The 25,085-nt window shown below is 73.0% G+C and carries 3 protein-coding genes and 1 pseudogene; all 4 read left to right on the top strand.

Going from position 1 to position 25,085, the window contains the following annotated elements:
* Positions 1-698 (top strand): annotated as a pseudogene (locus BFN33_RS46640) (AMP-binding protein); the annotation flags it as partial.
* 11 nt (positions 699-709) lie between these two features.
* Positions 710-7,024 (top strand): amino acid adenylation domain-containing protein, encoded by a 6,315-nt coding sequence (locus tag BFN33_RS55035; protein ID WP_370743389.1) that lies wholly within the window; start codon positions 710-712, stop codon positions 7,022-7,024.
* 7 nt (positions 7,025-7,031) lie between these two features.
* The gene (locus tag BFN33_RS53765; protein WP_256123058.1) at positions 7,032-11,846 is read left to right on the top strand and encodes a non-ribosomal peptide synthetase; all 4,815 of its coding nucleotides are present in this window, start codon (positions 7,032-7,034) and stop codon (positions 11,844-11,846) included.
* Positions 11,843-25,072 (top strand): non-ribosomal peptide synthetase, encoded by a 13,230-nt coding sequence (locus tag BFN33_RS46630; protein WP_069766299.1) that lies wholly within the window; start codon positions 11,843-11,845, stop codon positions 25,070-25,072. The genes BFN33_RS53765 and BFN33_RS46630 overlap by 4 nt, the downstream gene beginning before the upstream one ends.
* Positions 25,073-25,085: the final 13 nt, after the last annotated feature.

Genomic DNA, 25,085 nt, shown 5'->3' with positions numbered 1-25,085 from the left:
TGCCTCGTCCTGGGCGGCGAGGCGCTCTTCGGCCCGGCGCTCGAGCGCTGGCGGGCTCGCCACCCGGACGCCGTGGTCTACAACGCATACGGCCCGACCGAGGCGACCGTCAACTGCCTCGACCACCGCATCCCGCCTGGCGCCCCCGTGCCCGACGGCGCCGTGCCGGTGGGTCGTCCCTTCCGCAACACGCGGGTGTTCGTGCTGGATGGTGCGTTGCGGCCGGTTCCGGTGGGTGTGGCGGGTGAGCGGATGTATCGCACGGGTGATGTGGTGCGGTGGTCTGCCGGTGGGGTGTTGGAGTTTGTGGGCCGGGTCGACGATCAGGTGAAGGTGCGGGGTTTCCGTGTCGAGCTGGGTGAGGTCGAGGCGGTGCTGGCGGCGCATGAGGCGGTCGCGCAGGGTGTGGTGGTGGTGCGGGAGGACCGGCCGGGGGATCGGCGGTTGGTTGCGTATGTGGTGGCTGACGGTCTGCTGGAGCCTTCGGGTTTGAGGGCTCATGTGGCCGTATCCCTGCCGGAGTACATGGTGCCGTCGGCGTTCGTCGTCCTCGACGCGTTGCCGTTGACGCCGAACGGGAAGCTGGATCGTGCGGCGTTGCCGGTTCCTTCCTATGAGTCGGGCGTGGTCTCGCGTGCTGCTCGTGATGCGCGGGAGGAGATCCTGTGCGGTCTGTTCGCGGAGGTGCTCGGGGTCGGNGGAGTACATGGTGCCGTCGGCGTTCGTCGTCCTCGACGCGTTGCCGTTGACGCCGAACGGGAAGCTGGATCGTGCGGCGTTGCCGGTTCCTTCCTATGAGTCGGGCGTGGTCTCGCGTGCTGCTCGTGATGCGCGGGAGGAGATCCTGTGCGGTCTGTTCGCGGAGGTGCTCGGGGTCGGGCGGGTCGGGATCGATGACGACTTCTTCGAGCTGGGCGGGCACTCCCTGCTCGCCACCCGCCTGGTCAGCCGCATCCGCACGGCACTGGACGCCGAGCTGACCATCCGTGAACTCTTCGACGCCCCCACCGTCGCCGGGCTCGCCGCCACCCTCGACCAGGCCGGCCGGGACACCGCGGCCCCGCGCGCCCCGCACCGCGTCCACCAGCGGCCGGAGCGCATCCCGGCCTCCTTCGCGCAGCATCGCTGGTGGTTCCTCGACCGCCTCGACGGAGCCAGCGCCACCTACAACATCCCCGCCGCCCTGGAGCTGTCCGGCACCCTCGACGTGCCCGCGCTGCGGGCCGCCCTGGCCGACGTGGTGGCCCGTCACGAGCCGCTGCGCACGGTCTTCGCGGAGGACGGGGACGGGCTGCGGCAGATCGTGCGCACCCCGGAAGCGGCACCGGTCGCCCTGGACGTGGTCGCCTGCGACGCAGGACACCTCGACGAGGAACTGGCTGCCGTCGTCCGCTACCGCTACGACCTCACGCGGGACACCCCGCTGCGCGCCCACCTGTTCACCTTCGCCGACGATCCGCGGCGGCACGTGCTGCTCCTGCTGCTGCATCATGTCGCGGGTGACGGCTGGTCGATGGACCGCCTGGTCCGCGACCTCGCCACCGCCTACACCGCACGGGCCGCGGGGACGGCGCCCGCATGGCCCGAACTCCCCCTGGACTACGTGGACTTCACTCTGTGGCAGCACCGCGTCATGGGATCCGAGAGCGACCCCGACAGCACCGTCGCGCGACAGCTGGCGTACTGGAAGGACGCCCTGGCCGGCATCCCGGACGTCCTGGAACTGCCCACGGACCGGCCCCGACCCGCCGTGGCCACCCACCGGGGAAAGCGCCTGGAGTTCAGTGTGCCCGCGGCTCTGCACGCCCGCGTGCGGGCGCTCGCCGAGGAGACCAGGACCAGTGTCTTCATGGTGGTCCAGGCCGCCCTGGGCGCACTGCTGACCCGGCTGGGCGCCGGCACCGACATCCCCATCGGCAGCCCCATAGCGGGCCGCGTCGACGGCTCGCTCGAAGACCTCGTCGGCGTGTTCGTCAACACCATCGTGTTGCGCACGGACACGTCGGGTGCCCCCGCCTTCCGTGAGCTGCTGGAACGGGTCCGGGCCACCGACGCCGCGGCGTACGCCCATCAGGACGTGCCCTTCGAGTCCCTGGTGGACGCCCTCAACCCGGATCGCTCGCTCTCCCGGCACCCCCTCTTCCAGGTGATGCTCAGCTACCAGAACACCTTCCGCCAGGACGGCATGGACGCCCTGGGCCGGATCCCCGGCATCGAGGCCGAACTGCTCGACACCGACACCGGGGGCGCCGAGTTCGACCTGTCGATCGACCTCGGTGAGCGCTTCGCACCGGACGGCACCGCGGCCGGCATGGACGGCGGGATCCGCTTCAGCAGCGACCTCTACGACCCGGACACCGCCATGCTCCTGGTCGAACGCCTGCTGCGGGTCCTCGACGCGGCCGTCGCCGACCCCTCCCGTTCGATCCGGGAGCTGGAGATCCTGGACGCCGCGGAACGGCGACGCACGCTCGTCGAGTGGAACGCCACCGACCGGCCCGTCCCGGACGCCACATGGCCCGACCTGTTCACCGCCCAGGCCCGCCGCACCCCTTCCGGCACCGCCGTCGAGTACCAGGGGGAAGAACTCGACTACGCCGCACTCGACGCCCGCTCCAACCGGCTGGCCCGCAGACTGATCGCCCTCGGCATCGGCCCCGAAAGCTTCGTGGCCCTGGCCGTACCCCGCTCGCTCGACCTCGCGGTGGCCGTGCTCGGGGTCCTCAAGTCGGGTGCCGCCTATGTGCCCGTCGACCCCGAGTACCCGCGCGAGCGCATCCGGCAGATCCTGACGGACGCCGCCCCCGCCGCCGTGGTCACCGTCTTGGCGGTGCGCGACCGGCTCCCCGCCGAGTCCACGGCCCCGCTGGTTCTCCTCGACGACCCAGCCGCACCGCCGACCGTGTACGACGACACCGAAGTGACCGACGCTGAACGCACCCGGCCCCTGCTGCCTGCCCATCCGGCCTACGTCATCCACACCTCCGGCTCCACCGGCCGCCCCAAGGGCGTCGTGGTGTCGCACACCGGGATCGCCTCGCTCGCGGCCACGCAGATCACGGGCTTCGGCGTCGACGCCACGAGCCGGGTGCTCCAGTTCGCCTCGGTGAGCTTCGACGCGTCGGTGTCCGAGTTCTGCATGGCGTGGCTCGCGGGCGCCACCCTGGTGATCGCGGCACCCGAGGAGCGCGCCGCGGGCGAGCCGTTGGAGCGGCTGCTCACCGAGCGCCGCATCAGCCACGCCACGATCCCGCCCGCCGCTCTCGGCCTGATGTCCCCCGACGCGGTCCCGGCGGGCCTCACCGTCATCCTCGCCGGCGAGGCGACGGCACCGGATCTGGTGGCGCGCTGGGCGGACCGCCACCGGCTCTTCAACGCCTACGGTCCCAGCGAGACCACCGTCGACGCGGCCTTCCACCCCTGCCGTCCCGGCGCGACAGAAACCGTTCCGATCGGCCGCCCGTCCGTCAACACCCGGGTGTTCGTGCTCGACGAGGCGCTGCGGCCGGTGCCGGCCGGCGTGGCGGGCGAGCTGTACGTCACGGGAGCGGGCCTGGCCCGCGGCTATCTGAGCCGGCCGGGTCTCACGGCCGAGCGCTTCGTCGCCGATCCCTTCGGCAACACCGGGGAGCGCATGTACCGCACCGGCGACCTGGTGCGCTGGACGCGCGGCGGCGTCCTGGAGTTCGTCGGCCGGACCGACGGCCAGGTCAAGATCCGCGGCTTCCGTATCGAGCTGGGCGAGGTCGAGTCCGTGCTCGCCGGGCACCGGGCGGTGGCGCAGTGCGCCGTCGTCGTACGGGAGGACCGCCCCGGCGACCGTCGCCTGGTCGCCTACGTCGTCCCGAATGGCGAACCGGCCGGGACCACCACCCTGCGCGCCCACCTGGCCGCCGCACTGCCCGAGTACATGGTTCCCGCCGCCTTCGTGACGCTGGATGCCCTGCCGGTCTCGCTGAGCGGAAAGCTGGACCGGGCCGCCCTCCCCGAGCCGGAGCACGAGGGCGAGCAGCGTGGCCGCGGCCCGCGCGACCCCCGCGAGGAGATCCTCTGCGAGCTGTTCGCCGAAGTCCTCGGCATCGCCCGGGTCGGCATCGACGAGAGCTTCTTCGACCTGGGCGGCCACTCGCTCCTCGGCACCGCCCTCGCATCCCGGATCCGCTCCGCCTTCGGCGCGGAGATCACCATCCGCCAGCTCTTCAAGACCCCCACCGTGGCCGGACTCTCCGCCGTCCTCGGCGAGGCAGGCACCGCGGGGCCCGTACGCACCGCGGTGACCGCCACCGGCCGGCCCGACCGGATCCCGCTGTCCTTCGGACAGCAGCGCCTGTGGTTCCTGCACCGCCTCGAAGGACCGAGCGACACCTACAACATCCCGCTCGCGCTGCGGTTCACCGGCGGCCTCGACCCCGACGCGCTGCGCGCGGCCCTCGCCGACACCGCCGACCGGCACGAGGTCCTTCGCACCCGTTTCTCCGAGGACGACGACGGCGCCCACCAGGTCCTGCTGGACGGCCCGTCCGCGCACGCCGAGCTCAGCGTGGTGGCGACCACCGGGGACCGCCTGGAGGAGCAGCTGCGGGAGGCGGCGCGCCGCCCCTTCGACCTGTCGACCGAAGTTCCCTGGCGCGCCTTCCTGTTCACCCTGCCCGGCGGGCACAGCGTGCTGCTGTTCGTGGTCCACCACATCGCCGGTGACGGCTGGTCCCTGCCGGTGCTGGTCCGCGACGTTGCCACGGCGTACGACGCCCGACGGGCCGGGCTCACCCCCGGACGGCCGCCGCTGCCGGTCCAGTACGCCGACTACGCGCTCTGGCAGCGCCGCGAACTCGGCTCCGAGGACGACCCGCGGAGCTTGGCCGCCCGTCAACTCGACCATTGGACCCAGACCCTGCGCGGTCTCCCGGAGGAACTCGACCTGCCCTACGACCACCCGCGGCCGGCCACGGCCACCTACCGGGGCGACCGGATCACCTTCGACATCCCCTCCGACGTGCACGAGCGCATCGTCAAGGTCGCCCGGGACTGCGGTGCCAGCACCTTCATGGTGGTGCAGGCGGCGCTCGCGGTACTCCTCTCGCGGCTCGGCGCGGGCGACGACATCCCGCTCGGCACCCCGGTCGCGGGGCGCACCGACGAGGCGGTGGAGGACCTGGTCGGGTTCTTCGTCAACTCCGTCGTGCTGCGCACGGACGTGTCCGGCGACCCCGCCTTCGACGCACTCGTGGCCAGGGTGCGCGAGACGGACCTGGCGGCCTACGCCCATGCCGACCTGCCGTTCGAGCGGCTGGTGGAGGTGCTCAGGCCCCGGCGCTCGCAGAGCCGGCACCCGCTGTTCCAGACCATGCTGACCTTCGACACGACCGAGGACCGGGTGGCCGACGGGAGAGTGAGCGAACTCTTCGGCGCCGACGCCGAGTTCTGGCCCGTGGACGCCCCGGTCGCCAAGTTCGACCTGCTCTTCGGCTTCGCCGAGCGCAGATCCGCCCAGGGCGCGGCGGCCGGGCTGCGCGGCGCGCTGCTCTACAGCACCGACCTCTTCGACCCCGGCACCGCCCATGCGATGACGACCCGGCTGGTGCGCCTGCTCGACCTGCTGACCGCCGCCCCGCAGCGACCCGTCTCGGCCGCCGGGATCCTGGCGCCCGCCGAGCACCGCCTCCTGGGGGAGTGGAACGACACCGCACACCCCGTGCCGGACACCACCCTCGCCGCCCTCTTCGCCGAGCAGACGGCCCGCACCCCGGACGCCGTAGCCGTCGTCTTCGAGGACCAGGTGCTGACCTACGCCGAACTCGACGCCCGGGCGGGCCGGCTGGCGCACTGGCTGCGGGATCGGGGCGCCGGGCCCGAGAGCGTGATCGCAGTGACGCTGCCCCGCGGCCTGGATCTGGTCGTCGCCCTGCTGGGTGTGCTGAGATCGGGCGCCGCCTATCTGCCCGTGGACCCCGGCTATCCTCCGGAGCGCGTCGCCTTCATGCTCGACGACGCCGCCCCGCTGCTGACCCTCGACCGACTTCCCGACACCGCCGGTCTCCCCGTCGCGCAGTCACCGCAGTCGCTGCGCCCGCACCACCCCGCGTACGTCATCTACACCTCGGGTTCCACCGGCCGTCCCAAGGGCGTCGTCGTTCCGCACCGCGGGATCGTCAACCGGCTGTTGTGGATGCAGGACACGTATCGCCTCGGCGCCGACGACCGGGTGCTGCAGAAGACCCCGGCCTCCTTCGACGTGTCTGTCTGGGAGTTCTTCTGGCCGCTGATCACGGGCGCCGGCCTGGTGGTGGCGCGACCCGAGGGCCACAAGGACCCCGCGTATCTCGCCGAGCTCATCCGGCGCGAGCGGGTCACCACCGCGCACTTCGTGCCGTCCATGCTGGCGGCGTTCCTGGCCGAGCCCACTTCGGCGGACTGCGCCCCGCTGCGCCGGGTGATCTGCAGCGGCGAGGAACTGCCGACGAGCCTGGCCCGTCGCTTCTCCAGCTCGCTCGACGCGGAGCTGCACAACCTCTACGGCCCGACCGAGGCGTCGGTGGACGTCACGGCCTGGCCCTGGTCCGCGGACAACGGCCGGTCCGGCGTACCGATCGGCCGCCCCGTGTGGAACACCACGGCCCACGTGCTCGACAGCACGCTGCGGCCGGTTCCGGTGGGTGTGCCGGGTGAACTCTGCCTGGGTGGCATCCAGTTGGCGCGTGGGTATCTGCGGCGGCCGGGGTTGACGGCGGAGCGGTTTGTGGCGGATCCGTTCGGGGGTGCGGGTGAGCGGATGTATCGCACGGGTGATGTGGTGCGGTGGTCTGCCGGTGGGGTGTTGGAGTTTGTGGGCCGGGTCGACGATCAGGTGAAGGTGCGGGGTTTCCGTGTCGAGCTGGGTGAGGTCGAGGCGGTGCTGGCGGCGCATGAGGCGGTCGCGCAGGGTGTGGTGGTGGTGCGGGAGGACCGGCCGGGGGATCGGCGGTTGGTTGCCGTTGACGCCGAACGGGAAGCTGGATCGTGCGGCGTTGCCGGTTCCTTCCTATGAGTCGGGCGTGGTCTCGCGTGCTGCTCGTGATGCGCGGGAGGAGATCCTGTGCGGTCTGTTCGCGGAGGTGCTCGGGGTCGGGCGGGTCGGGATCGATGACGACTTCTTCGAGCTGGGCGGGCACTCCCTGCTCGCCACCCGCCTGGTCAGTCGGGTGCGTTCCACGTTCGGGTGCGAGTTGTCGGTGCGGGGACTCTTCGACGCCCCGACCGTCGCCGGCATCGCCACCGCCCTCGACCGGTCGACCGGTCCCGTACGCGCAGGGTTGCGCAGGGCCGAGCCGCGCCCGGAACGCATCCCGCTCTCCCCGGCTCAGCGGCGCCTGTGGTTCCTGGACCGGCTCCACGGCCCGAGCCCCGTGTACCACATCCCGGCCGGTCTGCGCCTGACCGGCTCCCTCGACGTCGCCGCGCTGCGGGCCGCCCTGGCTGATGTGGCGGAGCGGCACGAGGCACTGCGGACGGTCTTCGCGGAGGACGAGGACGGCCCGTACCAGGTCGTGCTCGACCACACCGCGGCCCGTCCGGACCTCAGCCCGGTCCTCTCCGGCGAGGACCTCCTCGACCGGCAGCTCCAGGAGGCCGCGCGGCGGCCCTTCGACCTGACCGCGGAAGCACCCTGGCGCGCCCGGCTGTTCGTGCTCGCCCCCGACGAGCACGTCCTGCTCCTCGTGATGCACCACATCGCGGGCGACGGCTGGTCCATGCCACGGCTGGCCCGCGATCTGACGCTCGCCTACACCGCCCGGTGCGAGGGGGAGGCGCCCGAGTGGGCGCCGCTGCCGGTGCAGTACGCGGACTACACCCTGTGGCAGCGCGAGATCCTCGGCTCGGAGAGCGACCCGGAGAGTGCCGTGTCGCGTCAACTCGGCTACTGGATGGAGCAGTTGCGGGACCTCCCCGAGGAGCTGGAGCTGCCGGCCGACCGTCCGCGTCCGGCCGTCGCCTCCTACCACGGCGGTGAGGTGACGGTGGTGCAGGCGGCGTTGGCGGTGTTGTTGACGCGGTTGGGTGCGGGGACGGATGTTCCGGTGGGCACGCCGATCGCCGGTCGTACGGACGAGGCCCTGGACGATCTGGTCGGCTTCTTCGTCAACACGCTGGTGCTGCGGACGGACACCTCCGGTGACCCGAGCTTCGCCGAGCTGGTGGAGCGGGTGCGGGAGACGGATCTGGCGGCCTACGCCCACCAGGACGTCCCCTTCGAACGCCTCGTGGACGTGCTCGCTCCGGAGCGTTCGCTGGCCCGTCATCCGCTCTTCCAGGTCGCCCTCTCCTTCGACGCAGCGGACCAGCAGGCCGCCCTGGAGACCCTCGGACAGCTGCCAGGACTCGATCTCGCCCACCACCGGGTGGGTGTCGGCGCCGCGAAGTTCGACCTCTCGTTCGCCTTCCTGGAGCAGCGGGACGCCGCCGGAGCACCCGCGGGCATGCGTACCACGCTCGCCTACCGCACCGACCTGTTCGACCACGCCACGGCCGGAGCGCTCACCGAACGGCTCGTGCGTCTCCTCGACGTCCTGACCGAGCGTCCCGAGGAGCGGATCGGCGCACCCAGTCTTCTGGACGAGGCCGAACGCCACCGGGTCCTGACGGCGTGGAACGACACCCGGCGCCCGGTTGCCGCCGCCACCGTGCCCGACCTGTTCGAGGAGCAGGTGGCCCGCACCCCCGCGGCGATCGCCCTGGAGGACGGCGAACTCAGCCTCACCTACAACGAGTTGAACAAGCGGGCCAACCGCCTGGCGCACCGTCTGATCGCCGACGGCATCGGACCGGAGGACCTGGTCGCGGTGCGGATGCCCCGGGGGGCCGACACGGTCGTCGCCGTCCTGGGCGTGCAAAAGGCCGGCGCCGCGTATCTGCCCCTCGACCCGGAACTGCCCCCGGCCCGCGTCCGGTCACTGCTCGCCGACACGCGGCCGGCCCTCGTCCTGGACGAACTGCCCCCGCAGGAAGAGGGGGACTCGGACCGCAACGCACGTGACACGAACCCGGGTGACGCGGACCGGAGGCGGCCGCTGAGGCTGGAACACCCGGCCTACGTCATCCACACCTCGGGCTCGACCGGGACGCCCAAGGCGGTCCTCACCACGCACGCCGGCGCGGCGAGCCTCGCCACCCTGGCACCCGGACACGGGATCGGCCCCGGTCACCGGATCCTGCACTTCGCCTCGTTCAGCTTCGACGTCTCCGTCCTGGAGATGTGGACCGCGCTGTTCACCGGCGCCACGCTGGTCCTGGCCCCGGCTGACGCCCGTACCCCCGGAGCGCCGCTCACCGACTTCCTCGCCGAGCGGTGCATCGACTTCGCCAAGCTGCCCGCGTCCGTGGTCGCGGCGCTGCCCCCGGAGGCGGAACTGCCCGTGTGCCTGACCACCCTGGTGGTCGGCGGTGAGCGGAGCAGTGCCGACACCGTGCGCCGCCATGCGCGGGGCCGGGCCGTGATCAACGCCTACGGACCCACCGAGTACACCGTGAACGCGGTGGTCAGCGCCCCCCTGACGGGGGTGGGCACGGTACCCATCGGCCGGCCGCTGGCCAACGTGCGCACCTACGTGCTGGCCCCCGATCTGACCCCGGTCCCGGTCGGCGTGCCCGGTGAACTGCACCTCGCGGGGCCCGGCCTCGCCCGCGGCTACCTGGGCCGCCCCGCGACCACCGCCGAACGGTTCGTCGCCTGCCCCTTCGGCGCACCGGGCGAGCGCATGTACCGCACCGGCGACCTGGTGCGGTGGCGCTCGGACGGCACCCTGGAGTACCTGGGCCGTACCGACGACCAGATCAAACTGCGCGGGTTCCGGATCGAACCGGGCGAGGTCGAGGCAGCCCTGACCCGACTGCCCGACGTGGCGCAGGCCCGGGTCGTGGTCCGCGAGGACCGGCCGGGCGACCGGCGCCTGGTGGCCTACCTGGTGGGCGACGCCGCGGTGGAGCCCGCCGCACTGCGCAGCGCGCTGGCGGCCACCCTGCCCGACTACCTGGTGCCCGCCGCCTTCGTGCGCCTGCCGGTCCTTCCACTCACCCGCAACGGAAAGCTCGACCGGACCGCCCTGCCCGCGCCGGACTACGGAGCCGGGTCCACCGGACGGGCCCCGCGCACGGACGCCGAGGAGTTGCTGTGCGGACTCTTCGCCGAGGTGCTCGGCCTCGAAGAGGTGGGTGCCGACGACGAGTTCTTCACCCTGGGCGGGGACAGCATCATGTCCATCCAGCTGGTCAGCCGGGCGCGCCGCGCGGGCCTGGTCCTGTCGGTGCGGGACATCTTCGCCCACCGCACCCCCGCCGCCCTGGCCCTGGTTGCCACCGCGGACGAACACACGGAGGCCGAGACCGAGGACGGACTGGGCGTCGTGCCGCTCACCCCGGTGATGCGGTCGTTCGCGGAACGGGGCGGCCCCGTGGACCACTTCAGCCAGTCCCATGTGCTGCGGGTGCCCGCGCAACTGGAGCACCGACACCTCGTCGCGGCACTGCAGGCCGTACTCGACCACCATGACGCGCTCCGCGCCCGGCTGAGCACCGACGGCCCCGAGTGGCAGCTGGAGATCCCGGCCCCGGGTTCGGTGTCCGCCGAGCACTGCCTGCGCCGGGTGGACGCCGAAGCGGTGACCGACGAGGCATACGCGCTGCTCCTGGTTGCCGAGGGAACCGCGGCCAGGCGGGAACTCGCCCCCCGGGACGGGCAGATGCTTCGGGCGGTCTGGTTCGACCGCGGGCCCTCGCGGTCCGGCAGGCTGCTGCTCGTCGCCCATCACCTCGTCGTCGACGGAGTCTCCTGGCGCATCCTGCTGCCGGACCTCGCCGAGGCCTGGCAGGCCGTGTCCGAGGGCGGCACGCCCCGGCTGCAGCCGGTGGGGACCTCCCTGCGCGGCTGGGCGCTCGGGCTGCGCGCCCGGGCCGGCACACCGGAACGCGAGGTCGAACTGCCCCTGTGGACCGACACCCTGGGCCGGGACGAGGCCCCGCTCGGCGCCCGGCGGCTCGACCCGACGCGGGACACGCACGCCACCGCGGGCCGGGTCACCGTGACGGTGCCGAGTGCGGTGACCAAGGCGGTCCTCGGCTCGGTCCCCGCCGCCTACCAGGCGGGTGTGGACGACGTCCTGCTGGCCGCCTTCGTGCTCGCCCTCACCGAGTCGCTGCGCGGCTCCACCGTCCTTGTGGATCTGGAGGGCCACGGCCGCGAGGAGGACACGGTCGGCGGCGCCGACCTCTCCCGAACCGTCGGCTGGTTCACGAACGCCTATCCGGTACGGCTCGACGCGGGAACCCTGGACCGTGCCGACGCGTGGGCCGGCGGGGCCGCCGCCGGCCGACTGCTCAAGACGGTCAAGGAACAGTTGCGCGGCTACCCCGACCACGGGATGGGCTACGGCCTGCTGCGCCACCTCAACCTCGGCACGGCAGCCGTTCTGGAGGCGTTGCCGCGTCCCGAGATCGGCTTCAACTACCTTGGCCGGTACCGCGTCGGGGGCTCTGAGCAGACCGACTGGACCATCGAGACGGGCGTGGCCACCGGGCCCGAACACGACCCGGCGATGCCGCTGTCGCACGTACTGGAGCTCAACGCCGCCACCAAGGACGCTCCCGAGGGCGCCGAACTGGTCGCCACCTGGACCTTCGCGGAACGGCTGCTCCCGCCCGACGACGTGCGGGAGCTGGCACGGGCGTGGGTCCGGGCCCTGGAAGCCCTCGTCACCCATGCCGAGCACCCCGACGCGGGCGGACTGAGCCCCTCCGACGTGGCTCTGTCCTCGATCGGCCAGAGCGAGATCGACGACTTCGAACAGGAACTGCAAGAGGAGTGGGGAACGCTGTGAGCCGAGCACAGACGACCATCGAGGACATCCTGCCGCTCACTCCGTTGCAGGAGGGTCTGCTCTTCCACCACGTCTACGACGAGTCCGGCACCGATGTGTACACCGGCCAGGTCGTCTTCGACCTGGCGGACCCGCTGGACGCGGACACGCTGCGCGCGGCCTGCGCGGCCCTGCTCGACCGGCACACCACCCTGCGCACCTGCTTCCGGCAGCGCAAGTCAGGCGAGTGGGCCCAGCTCGTCCTGCGCAGCGTCCCGCTCGCCTGGCACCAGGAGGACCTCGCCGGCCTGGACCCGGCAGCCCGCGAAGAGGCCGCCGGACGCATCGTCGAGGCCGACCGGCTCAAGAGGTTCGACCCGGCGGTCCCGCCCCTGTGGCGGTTGACCCTGATCGGCCTCGGCGAGGGCCGCCACCGCTTCGTCCTGACGTTCCACCACACGCTCGTCGACGGCTGGTCGCTGCCCGTCCTCGTACGCGAGCTGATCGCCCTGTACGCCGCGGGTGGCGACCCGTCCGTCCTGCCCGCCGCGCGCCCCTACCGCGACTACGCGGTCTGGCTGACCGCGCAGGACCGGGCCGCGGCGGCGGACGCATGGCGGGACGCGCTCGCGGACGTCACGGAACCCACACTGGTGGCGCCCGGCGCGCCCCGCGCCCCGGTGATCCCGGAGCGTGTGCCCGGCGAACTCCCGGAGGCGGACACACAGCGGCTGACCGCCTGGGCCCGGGGCGCCGGACTGACGCTCAACACGGTGGTCCAGGGCGCCTGGGCACTGCTCCTCGCCCAGCTGACCGGCAAGGACGACATCGTCACCGGCACCACCGTGTCCGGACGCCCGCCCGAGGTCGACGGCATCGAGTCGATGGTCGGCATGATGATCAACACCGTGCCGCTCCGGGTGCGGGTCCGCCCCGCGGAGACGCTCGCCGGCCTCCTCGCCCGGATCCAGGACGAGCAGTCCAGGATGCTGCCCCACCAGCACCTCGGTCTCGCCGAGATCCAGTCGCTGGTCACCGCCCCAGGCGGCGGCGAACTCTTCGACAGCCTCTATGCGTTCCAGAACTACCCCTCCAGCGGTGCGGGCCGCGACAGCCTCGGGGACACGCTGCGGATCTCCTCGGTGCGCACCCAGGACGCCGCCCACTACCCCCTGACCCTGGTGGTCGGCCCGGGCCGCACCTTGCGCTTCCACTTCGACCACCGCCCCGACGTCCTGCCGCGCTCCCGCGTCCAGGCCCTCGCCGAGGCGTTCACGCGCCTGCTCGCCGCCCTCCCCGACCGGGCCGACCTCCCCGTCGGCCGCCTCGGCCTCCTGGACGCCGTCGAGCGGGAGCGGTTGCTCGCCCTGGGCGCGGGGCAGGAGGGACCGGCCGAGGAGGCCACCCTGGTGGGCCTGTTCGGGGAGCAGGTGCGGAGTCGTCCGGACGCGGTGGCCGTGGTGAGCGGAAGCGAGGCCCTGACGTATGCGGAGCTCGACGCCCGCGCGGGCCGCCTCGCGCACTGGCTGACGGCGCGGGGCGCCGGCCCGGAGACCTTCGTGGCACTGGCCCTGCCGCGCGGCGTGGACCTGGTCGTCGCCGTGCTGGGCGTCCTGAAGTCCGGCGCCGCCTACGTGCCCATCGACCCGGACCACCCCCGTGACCGGGTGGCGTTCATGCTGGAGGACTCCCGCCCCGCGCTGGTGCTCGACGCCCTGCCCCCCGAGGTCACGGACGCCGCCGCACCCGTGGCCGAAGCGTCGGACGGCCTGCGTCCCGACCACCCCGCGTACGTGATCTACACCTCCGGTTCGACGGGCCGCCCCAAGGGCGTCGTGGTGCCGCACCGGAACGTGGTGCGGCTCTTCTCGGCGACCCGCCACTGGTTCGGCTTCGGGTCCGACGACATCTGGACGCTCTTCCACTCGTACGGATTCGACTTCTCGGTCTGGGAGCTGTTCGGGGCGCTGCTGCACGGCGGACGCCTCGTCGTCGTCCCGTACGAAGTGAGCCGCTCCCCCGAACGCTTCCTGCGGCTGCTCGTCGACGAACGCGTCACCGTCCTCAATCAGACCCCCTCCGCCTTCTACCAGCTCATGCAGGCAGACGCCGAGAACCCGGAACTCGGCCGTGAACTCGCGCTGCGTCACGTGGTGTTCGGCGGTGAGGCGCTGGAACTCGCCCGGCTGGAGGAGTGGTACACCCGGCACCCGGACGACGCGCCCGTCCTGGTCAACATGTACGGCATCACCGAGACGACGGTGCACGTCACGCACCTCGCGCTGGACGGGGAGACCGTGGCCGGACGGCCCGCGAGCCTCGTCGGCGCCGGCATCCCGGACCTGCGGGTCCGCGTGCTCGACAGCTCCCTGCGGCCCACACCGGCCGGCGTCACCGGTGAGCTGTACGTCGCCGGTGCCGGACTCGCCCGCGGCTACCTGGGCCGTCCCGGGCTGACCGCCGAGCGCTTCGTCGCCGACCCCTACGGCCCCGCGGGCGCCCGGGTCTACCGCACCGGCGACCTCGCCCGCTGGAACGCCGAGGGGGGTCTGGAATACCTCGGCCGCGCCGACGATCAGGTGAAGGTCCGCGGGTTCCGTATCGAACTCGGCGAGATCGAGGCCGTCCTCGCCGCACATCCGGCCGTCGCCCAGTGCGCCGTCGTGGTCCGTGAGGACCGGGCAGGCGACCGCCGGATCGTGGCGTACACCGTGCCCTCGGACCCGCCCGCGGACGCCTCCGCCCTGCGGGAACACGCAGCGGCCGAACTCCCCGACTACATGGTGCCGGCCGCGTTCGTGTGGCTGGACGCCCTGCCGTTGACCGGCAACGGCAAACTCGACCGCCGCGCCCTGCCCGAGCCGGAGCAGTCCCCGTCCACCACGGTCCGCGGTCCGCGTACCCCGCGTGAGGAGATCCTCTGCGGTCTCTTCGCCGAGGTGCTGGGCCGAGCCACGGTGGGGATCGACGAGAACTTCTTCGAGCTGGGCGGCCACTCGCTGCTGGCCACCCGGCTCGCGAGCCGGGTCCGAGCCGTGCTCGACGTCCAGCTCTCGGTGCAGCAACTGTTCGACGCGCCGACCGTCGCGGGGCTGGCGGCCGCCCTGGACGCGGGCGCCGGGAGTGCCCGTTCCCGGCTGACGGCCGGGGCGCGGCCGGAGCGGCTGCCCCTCTCCTTCGGCCAGCAACGGCTGTGGTTCCTCAACCGCTTCCAGGCTGCGGACGCCACGTACAACATCCCGGTCGTGCTCCGGCTGGACGGCCCGGTCGACCCGGCCGCGCTGCGGGCCGCGCTGGACGACGTAGTGTCCCGCCACGAGTCGGTGCGCACCGTCTTCGTGGAGGACGAGACCGGGCCCCGGCAGAGCGTGCTCGACCCGGCGGCGGCCGAACCCGAGTTCCACCACATCCAGGCCGGTGACGAGGAGGCGGCGGCACTCGTCGCCGGTCTCACCGGACGCGGCTTCGACGTCTCCCGGGACGTCCCCGTGCGCGTCGCTCTGCTCAGCCATGCCCACGACCGCCACACCCTGGTGGTCGTGGTGCACCACATCGCCGCCGACGGCTGGTCCCTGCCCGTCCTCGTCCGCGACCTGGCCACTGCCTACGCCGCGCGCCGCGCGGGCGGCGCACCCGCCTGGTCCCCGTTACCCGTGCAGTACGCCGACTTCGCCCTGTGGCAGCGCCGCGAACTCGGCGCGCCGGACGACGGGGAGAGCCTGCTCGCCCGCCAACTGGAGTACTGGCGCGCCGCACTCGCCGACCTCCCCGAGGAACTGGCCCTGCCCACCGACCGGCCCCGCACCGCGGGCACCGCGCACCGCGGCGAGCGCGTCGAGTTCGACGTGCCGGCCGCCCTGCACCAGCGCGTGTCGGACATCGCCCGCTCCCACAACACCAGCGTCTTCATGGTCGTCCAGGCCGCGCTCGCCGTGCTCCTGTCCCGCCTGGGCGCCGGGCAGGACATCCCGATCGGGGCCCCGGTCGCCGGGCGCACCGACGAGGCCGTGGAAGACCTGGTCGGCTTCTTCGTCAACAACCTCGTCCTGCGCACCGACCTGTCGGGCAACCCGACGTTCGCCCAGCTCCTCGGCCGGGTCCGGGAGACGGACCTGGCCGCGTACACGCACCAGGACGTGCCGTTCGAGCTCCTGGTGGAGGACCTCAACCCGCAGCGGTCACTGGCCCGCCACCCGCTGTTCCAGGTGCTGCTCACCGTGGAGACCGCGGACCACCAGGACGTTCCCGACGCTGTCGGTGAACTCTTCGGCGTCCGGGTCTCGCCCGCCGTCGCCGAGGCCGGCGCGGCCAAGTTCGACCTGCTCTTCGGCTTCGGCGAACGCCGTACAAAGGACGGGGCGCCCGCCGGGATGCGTGGCTCCCTGCTGTTCGACACCGATCTGTTCGACCGGACGACCGCCGATGCCATGGCAGGCCGGATGGTACGGCTGCTCGACGCGCTGACCGCCGAGCCGCGGCAGCACGTCGCGGACGTCGAGATCCTCGACCCCGGTGAGCGCGTACGGGTGCTGACCGAGTGGAACGACACGCGACAGCCCGCGCCCACCCCCTTGACCGCACGGTTCGCCCGCGCGGTGCAGGAGACCCCGGACGCCACCGCCCTCGTCGCGGGGGACGAGGAGCTCTCGTACGCGGCCCTCGACGCGCGGGCGGAGCGGCTCGCCCAGCTGCTGCGGGCACACGGAGCCGGACCCGACACCCTCGTCGCCGTCGCACTGCCGCGCACGGCGGATCTCGTGGTGGCGCTGCTCGCCGTCCTCAAGTCCGGTGCCGCCTATGTACCGATCGACCCCGACTACCCCGAGGACCGCATCGCCTGGGTCCTGGCGGACGCGGACCCCGCGCTGCTGCTCACCACCCGCGCGGCGGGCTTCGCGTCCGCCGGTACGGGGATCCGCCGCATCGACCTGGACGCCGAGGAGACCCGCGCCGCGCTCGCGGTCCTCCCCGACGGCGAGCTCCCCGCCGTGCACGGCGCGCACGCCGCCTACGTCATCTACACCTCCGGGTCGACCGGCCGCCCCAAGGGCGTGACGGTCACCCGTGCCGCCCTCGACAACTTCCTCGCCACCATGCAGGACCGGTTCGCGCTCACCGCCGCCGATCGGCTGCTCGCGGTCACCACGGTCGGTTTTGACATCGCGGGTCTGGAGCTCTACCTCCCCCTCACGGCGGGCGCGGCCGTGGTGCTCGCCGGTCCCGAACAGGTCCGGGACCCGGGCGCCCTGTGCGCGGAGGCCGAGCGGACCGGTACGACGGTGCTGCAGGCCACCCCCGGACTGTGGCGGGCACTCGCCGAGCAGGGCGGTGCCTCCCTCACCGGGGTCAGGGTCCTGGTCGGCGGCGAGGCGCTGCCCGCGGACCTGGCCCGTCTCCTGCTGGACCGAGGCAACTCCGTCACCAACCTGTACGGTCCCACCGAGACCACCATCTGGTCGACGGCGGCAGAACTGACCACCGGCACCACGGTCCCCGGACCGGTCCCCGCCTCGGCCGCGTCTTCCATCGGGCGGCCCATCGGCAACACCCGCGTCTTCGTGCTCGACGAGCGGCTGCGTCCCGTGCCCGTGGGGGTGCCGGGCGAGCTCTTCATCGCTGGTGACGGTCTCGCGCGCGGCTACCTGGGCCGCCCCGGTCTGTCCGCGGAGCGTTTCGTCGCCTGTCCGTTCGACACCCTCGGATCCCGGATGTACCGCACCGGGGACGTGGTGCGCTGGCGGGCCACGGGCGAGCTGGAGTTCCTGGGCCGTGCCGACCAGCAGGTAAAGGTGCGCGGCTTCCGCATCGAGCCCGGGGAGGTGGAGACGGCCCTGGCCGCCCACCCCGGCGTCGACCGGTGCGTGGTGACGGCCCGCCCGGACGGCTCCGGCAGCACCAGGCTGGTGGCGTACACCGTCGCGGCCGACGCGCAGTCGCCGACCGCGGGCGAGCTCCGTGACCACCTGGCGGGGCTGCTGCCCGCGTACATGGTGCCCTCGGCCTTCGTCCCGCTCGACGCCCTGCCGCTGACCCCGAACGGCAAACTCGACCGCAAGGCGCTGCCCGAGCCCGAGTTCGGCTCGGCCGGCGCCCGCCGGGAGCCGCGCGGGCCCCGCGAGGCGCTCCTGTGCGGCCTGTTCACCGAGGTGCTCGGCGTCGAACGCGTAGGCATCGACGACGACTTCTTCGACCTGGGCGGGCACTCCCTGCTCGCCGCACGACTGGCCGGGCGGATCCGCGGGGCTCTCGGTATCGAGCTGAGCCTGCGCGAGCTGTTCGAAGCGCCGACGGTGGCCGGGATCTCCGCGGTACTGGAACGCAGCCATCCCGAGGTGGACGGCCGCCCCGCCGCCGCCATCGCGCTCACCCCGGCCCAGCGGCGGCTGTGGTTCCTGCACCAGTTGCAGGGCGAGAGCTCGCTCTACAACGTCCCCACCGCCGTGCGCCTGTCGGGCCCCGTCGACGCCGAGGCCCTGGGCCGGGCGCTGACCGACGTGGCCGAACGCCACGAGGTGTTGCGCACCGTCTTCGCCGAGGACCGGCACGGCCCGTACCGCACTCCGCTTGACGCCGCACCGGACCTGCTGGAGGTGACGGACACCTCCGAGGAGGCGCTGACCGAGCGCCTTGAGGAGGCCGCCCGCCGTCCCTTCGACCTGACCGCGGGCCCCGCCTTCCGCGCCCTGCTGATGCGGACCGCCGACCACGACAGCGTGCTTCTTCTGGTGACCCACCGCATCACGGGCGACACCCTCACGGCTGCCGGAACGGCCCGCGACCTCGCCGCCGCCTACGCGGCCCGCCGTGCGGGCCGGGCACCGTGCTGGAGTGCTCCGCTTGCCGCCGCCCGGCCCGGCACGAGCGGTACCGACACGGAACTCACGTACTGGCAATCCCAGTTGGCCGATCTGCCGGAGGAACTGGAGCTGCCCTTCGACCGGCCGAGGCCGGCCGTCGCGGGATACGGCGGCGACCACGTGGAGTTCACCGCCGAGGGCGAACTGCACACCGCGCTCACCGACCTGGGGCGCTCCCACGACACCGGCCTCCGCACGGTCCTGCACGCCGCCCTCGCCGCCCTGCTCACGGGCCTCGGCGCGGGCACGGACATCCCGGTGGGTGTCCCGGCAGCCGACGTCGTCGACGAACTCACCGACGCGCCCGATCCGGTCGCGGACACCCTCGTCCTGCGCACGGACACCTCCGGGCGCCTCGACTTCGCCGCTCTCCTCGACCGGGTGCGGGACACCGCCCGGGCCGCGGCGGGCCGGGCGAACGTGTCCTTCGACCGCCTTGTGGACCACCTCGACCCGGCGCGCTCACTCGCCCGGCACCCGCTCTTCCAGGTGCAGCTCTCGCGCGCCCGGCGGCAGTTCACCGACGCTCTCGACGGCCTGGGCACGTACGACGGACGGCCCGCCCCGACCGCGAGCGCCGTCGACGTGTCCACCGGCACTTGCCGCTACGACCTGCAGCTCACCTTTGACGAGCGGACCGGCCCCGAAGGCGACCCGGCCGGGCTGCTGCTCCGCCTGGACTTCAGTACCGAGCTGTTCGACCGCACCACGGCCGCACGGCTCGGCGAGAGGCTGCTCCGGCTGCTGCGGACGTGCGCCGAGCGACCCGACCTGCCGCTGCACCGCATCGAGATGCTCACGGCCGCCGAACGGCACCTGCTCCTCGAACAGCTCGGCCGCGACGCGACGACCGCACCGGCACCTGACCTCGTGGCGCGCTTCGAGCACCGCGCCGCGCTGACCCCCGACGCGCCTGCGGTCGCCCACCACGGCACCGTGCTGACGTATCGGGAACTGAACGAGCGGGCCAACCGGATCGCCCGTCATCTGCTCGCCCAGGGCCTGCGCCCCGAGCGGTACGCCGCGCTGGCCCTGCCCCGGACCCCCGACCTGTGGGCCGCGGTGCTCGGCGTGCTGAAGACCGGCGCCGGCTATCTGCCGGTGGACCTGTCCTATCCGGCGGACCGCATCGCGTACATCTTCGACGACGCCCGGCCCGGGCTCGTGCTCACCGACACGGCGTCGATGCCCGCACTTCCGGCCACCGGTGCCCGCACCCTGGTCCTCGACGACCCCGCCGTGCGCAGCGCGCTCGACGCGCTCCCCGCCCACGACCCGGACGACGGCGAACGACACGTACCGGTACTTCCCGCTCACCCCGCCTACCTCGTCTACACCTCGGGCTCCACCGGCCGTCCCAAGGGCGTCGTGGTCCCGCGCGCCGGCCTGTCGAACGTGCTGACGGCGCTGGACGCCCGGTTCCGGCTCGGCCCCGGTGACCGCCAACTCGCCGTCGCCCCGGTCGGATTCGACATGGCGGGTCCCGAACTGTTCCTCCCGCTGCTGTGCGGCGCCACCGTCGTCCTCCCCGACCAGGACACCGTCCGGGACCCCGCGGCACTCCTCGCGGCCATCGGCGACGAGGACATCACCGTCCTCCAGGCCACCCCGAGCCTGTGGCACGCCCTGCTCACCGAGGACACCACCGGGACCCTCGGCGGGCTGCGCGCCTTCGTCGGCGCCGAGGCGCTCCCCACCGCGCTGGCCCAGGAACTGCGCGGCCGGGTGCGGGAGTTGACCAACCTCTACGGACCCACCGAGACCACCATCTGGTCGACGTCCTGGCAGGTGCCCGAGAGCGTCACCGCACCGGCCATCGGCCGGCCCCTGGACAACACCCGCGTGTACGTCCTCGACGATCTGCTGCGCCCCGTTCCTCCCGGAGTCCGCGGCGAGCTGTGCATCGCCGGCGACGGCGTGGTCCGCGGCTACGCGGGCCGCGCCGGGCTGACGGCCGAACGTTTCGTGGCGGACCCGTTCGGGCCTGCCGGCTCCCGCATGTACCGCACGGGTGACGTCGTGCGCTGGAACGCCGAGGGACAGCTGGAGTTCGTCGGCCGCGCCGACCACCAGGTCAAGGTGCGCGGATTCCGCATCGAACTCGGCGAGATCGAGACCCGCCTCGCCGCCCATCCGGACGTCTCCGCCTGCGTCGTCGTCGTACGGGAGGACCGCACCGGAGACCGGCGCTTGGTCGGCTACGTGGTACCGCACGGGGAGCCGGCCCCGACCGCCGCCCTGCGCACCCACCTCGCCGAGACCTTGCCCGCGTACATGGTCCCCTCCGCGCTGGTGACCCTCGACGCGCTGCCGCTCACCCCCAACGGCAAGCTCGACCGCAAGGCGCTGCCGGCCCCGGTGTACGAGGCCGGCTCCGCCTCCCGGGCCCCCGGGACCCCTCGTGAAGAGGTGCTGTGCCGGCTGTTCGCGGAGGTGCTCGGCGTCGAGCGGGTCGGCGTCGACGACGGCTTCTTCGAACTGGGCGGCCACTCCCTGCTCGCCACCCGCCTGGTCAGCCGCATCCGCACGGCACTGGACATCGAACTGTCCGTTCGCGAGCTGTTCGAGGCGCCGACCGTGGCCGACCTCGGCACTGTCCTCGACCAGGCCTCGGCCGCCCGGGCGGGGGTCCGCCGGGTCGCACCGCGCCCTGAGCGGATACCGGTCTCGTACGTGCAGCAGCGACTGTGGTTCGTGAACCGGGTCGAGGGAACCCGCGCGACCTACAACGTCCCGCTATCCCTGCGCCTGACAGGGACGCTCGACCGGGCCGCCCTGACCGAGGCGATCAGCGACGTCGTAGCCCGCCACGAACCGCTGCGCACCGTCTTCGGCGAGGACGGAGAGGGCCCGTACCAGAAGATCCTGGACGCCGAGAACGTCCGCCCGGCACTCACCGAGGTACCGGTCACCGAAGAGGAACTGGCGGCCCGCCGTGACCAAGCGGCCGGGCACGTCTTCGACCTGGCCGCCGAACCTCCGGTCCGCGCCTGGCTGTTCACCCTTGGCGCGGACGACCAGATGCTGCTCCTGCTGCTGCACCACATCGCGGCGGATGGCTGGTCGATGCCGGTCCTGGTGCGGGATCTGGCCACCGCCTACGCCGCCCGCCGTGCGGGCCGCGCCCCGCAGTGGGAGCCGCTGCCCGTCGACTACGCCGACTACACGCTCTGGCAGCGCGCCATGCTGGACGCCGAGGACGGCCCGGCGGCCCGCCAACTCGCCCACTGGACCGCACAACTCGCGGACCTGCCCACCGAACTGCCTCTGCCCACCGACCGCCCCCGCCCGGCTGTCCCCTCCTACGACGGCGGACGCGTCGCCTTCGAGATCCCGGCCGAGATCCACAACGCGCTCAGCCGACTGGCCAGGGAGCGGCGAGCCAGCCTCTTCATGGTCGTGCAGGCGGCCGTCGCCGCGCTGCTGACCCGGATCGGCGGCGGCACGGACATCCCCATCGGCTCGCCGGTCGCCGGCCGCACGGACGAAGCGCTGGACTCCCTCGTGGGACTGTTCATCAACACGCTCGTGTTGCGCACCGACACCTCCTCGAACCCGTCCTTCACCGAGCTCGTCGACCGAGTGCGGGACACCGACCTCGCTGCCTACGCCCATCAGGACGTGCCCTTCGAGCGACTCGTCGAGGTGCTCAATCCCGAGCGTGCCCTGGCCCGGCACCCGCTCTTCCAGGTCGTCCTGACCGTCGACAGCTCCGACCAGCAGGCTGCCACGGACGAGGTGGCCGACCTGCTCGGTCTCACCATCACGCCGGGCACGACCGAGACCGGCGTCGCCCGCACCGACCTGCTCTTCGGCTTCGGGGAACAGTTCGGTGCGGACGGCGCACCGGCCGGCCTGCGCGGAGCGCTGCTCTACAGCAGCGACCTCTTCGACCGGGCCACGGCACAGTCCATGGCCGACCGGCTCGGCCGGCTGCTGGCCGCGGCCGCCGAGCGACCCACCGCTCGCATCGGCGAGTACGACATCCTGGAGGCGGCCGAACGGCACCGGTTGCTCACCGAGTGGAACGGACCCGTCGATCGGGTCCCGGCCGCCACCGTGCTCGACCGGTTCGCCGAGCAGGTCCGGCGGACCCCCGCCGCGCCGGCCGTGGAGACCGGCTCCGAGGTGCTCTCGTACGCCGAACTCGACCGGCGCTCCGACCGGCTGGCGCACCGGCTGATCGAACGGGGCGCGGGCCCGGAGGTGTTCGTCGCGCTCGCGCTGCCCCGCTCCGCGGAGATCGTCGTCGCCGTCCTCGCGGTGCTGAAGTCCGGCGCCGCCTACCTGCCCGTCGACCCCGAATATCCCGCCGAGCGCATCGCGTTCATGCTGGCCGACGCCGGTCCCGCCCTGCTGCTCACCGACGCCGACACCATGGACCGGCTGCCCGAGTCCGGGGTGCCCCGGTTCCTCCTGGCGGAGCTGCTCGCCGAGGCCGCCGCACGGCTGGGGGAGGGTGCCCCGGTCACCGACGCCGACCGCGCCGCACCCCTGAACCCGGCCCATCCCGCGTACGTCATCTACACCTCGGGCTCCACCGGCCGTCCCAAGGGCGTCGTCGTCCAGCACGCCTCCGTCGACGCCTATCTGGCCTGGGCCAGGGACGCCTACCCCAGCCTCTCGGGGCGCGCGCTGCTGCATTCGCCGATCGCTTTCGACCTGACGGTGACCGCGCTGCTCGGCCCGCTCACCGCCGGAGGTTCGGTGCGCCCCGCGGCCCTGGAGGAGCGGTCCGCGAGTGAGCTGAGACCGGCCTTCCTGAAGGCGACGCCAAGCCATCTGCCGCTGCTCACCGCCCTGCCCGACACGCTGTCACCCAGCGGTGACCTGGTGGTGGGCGGCGAGGCGCTCGGCGGTGAGATCGTCCGGGCCTGGCGCGGTCGCAGCCCCGGCGCGACGGTCGTCAACGAGTACGGGCCCACCGAGGCGACCGTCGGCTGTGTGGTGGCCTTCGTCCGGCCGGAGGACGAGCCCCCCGCCGGGTCCCTCACGATCGGCAGGCCCGTCCGCAACATGCGCGCCTACGTGCTGGACGCCGCACTGCAGCCGGTGCCCCTGGGCGTTCCCGGCGAGCTCTATCTGGGCGGCGTGCAGCTGGCCCGCGGATACCTGGGGCGACCCGGGCTCACGGCCGAGCGCTTCGTGCCCGATCCGTACGGGCCGGCCGGGGAGCGGATGTACCGCACCGGCGACCTGGCCCGGTGGACCGCCGACGGGCGGCTCGACTTCCTGGGGCGGGTCGACGACCAGGTGAAGGTGCGGGGTTTCCGTGTCGAGCTGGGTGAGGTCGAGGCGGTGCTGGCGGCGCATGAGGCGGTCGCGCAGGGTGTGGTGGTGGTGCGGGAGGACCGGCCGGGGGATCGGCGGTTGGTGGCGTATGTGGTGGCCGACGGCCCGCTGGAGCCTTCCGGGTTGAGGGCTCATGTGGCCGTATCCCTGCCGGAGTACATGGTGCCGTCGGCCTTCGTCGTCCTCGACGCGCTGCCGTTGACGCCGAACGGCAAACTGGACCGGGGCGCCCTGCCGGCTCCCGATGCGGGGACCGGCGCGGTCTCCCGGACGCCTCGTGATCCCCGCGAGGAGATCCTCTGTGATCTGTTCGCGGAGGTGCTCGGGGTCGGGCGGGTCGGGATCGATGACGACTTCTTCGAACTCGGCGGGCACTCCCTGCTCGTCATCCAGCTGGCCGCCCGGATTCGTACCACTCTGCGCGCCGAGATCAGCATCCAGCAGCTCTTCGAGACCCCCACGGTCGCCGGGCTCGCCACCGTCCTCGACGGGGCGACCGGCGCGCGCACGGCGGTCACCGCGCGTCCCCGGCCGCCGCGCGTCGCGCTCTCCTTCGCGCAGGATCGGCTGTGGTTCCTCAACCGCGTCGAGGGAGCGGGTGACGCGTACAACCTGCCGTTCGCGCTGCGGCTTTCGGGGGAGCTGGTCGTGGCGGCGCTGGGGGCCGCGCTGACGGATGTGGTGGGGCGGCACGAGGTGCTGCGGACGGTGTTCGCGGAGGACGAGGACGGTCCGTATCAGGTGGTGCGCGATGCCGTCGGTGTGGACCTGGCGGTGGAGGCGGTGTCCGAGGAGGAGCTGACGGGCCGTCTGGAGAGCGAGGCACGGGGCGGCTTCGACCTGTCGGAGCAACTCCCGTTGCGTGCCTCGCTGTTCCGTCTCGGCGACCGGGAACATGTGCTGTTGCTGTTGATGCATCACATCACGGCCGACGGCTGGTCGGTGCCGGTGCTCTCGCGTGATCTGAGCGTCGCGTACGCGGCCCGGTGCGAGGGGGGCGCGCCCGAGTGGGCGCCGCTGCCGGTGCAGTACGCGGACTACACCCTGTGGCAGCGCGAGTTCCTCGGCTCGGAGAGCGACCCGGAGAGTGCCGTGTAAGGCTGTCCGCGGT

This window comes from Streptomyces sp. LUP47B, from assembly GCF_001746295.1.
In the GTDB taxonomy this organism is placed as follows: domain Bacteria; phylum Actinomycetota; class Actinomycetes; order Streptomycetales; family Streptomycetaceae; genus Streptomyces.
This window is presented reverse-complemented; position numbering and strand designations above follow the sequence as displayed.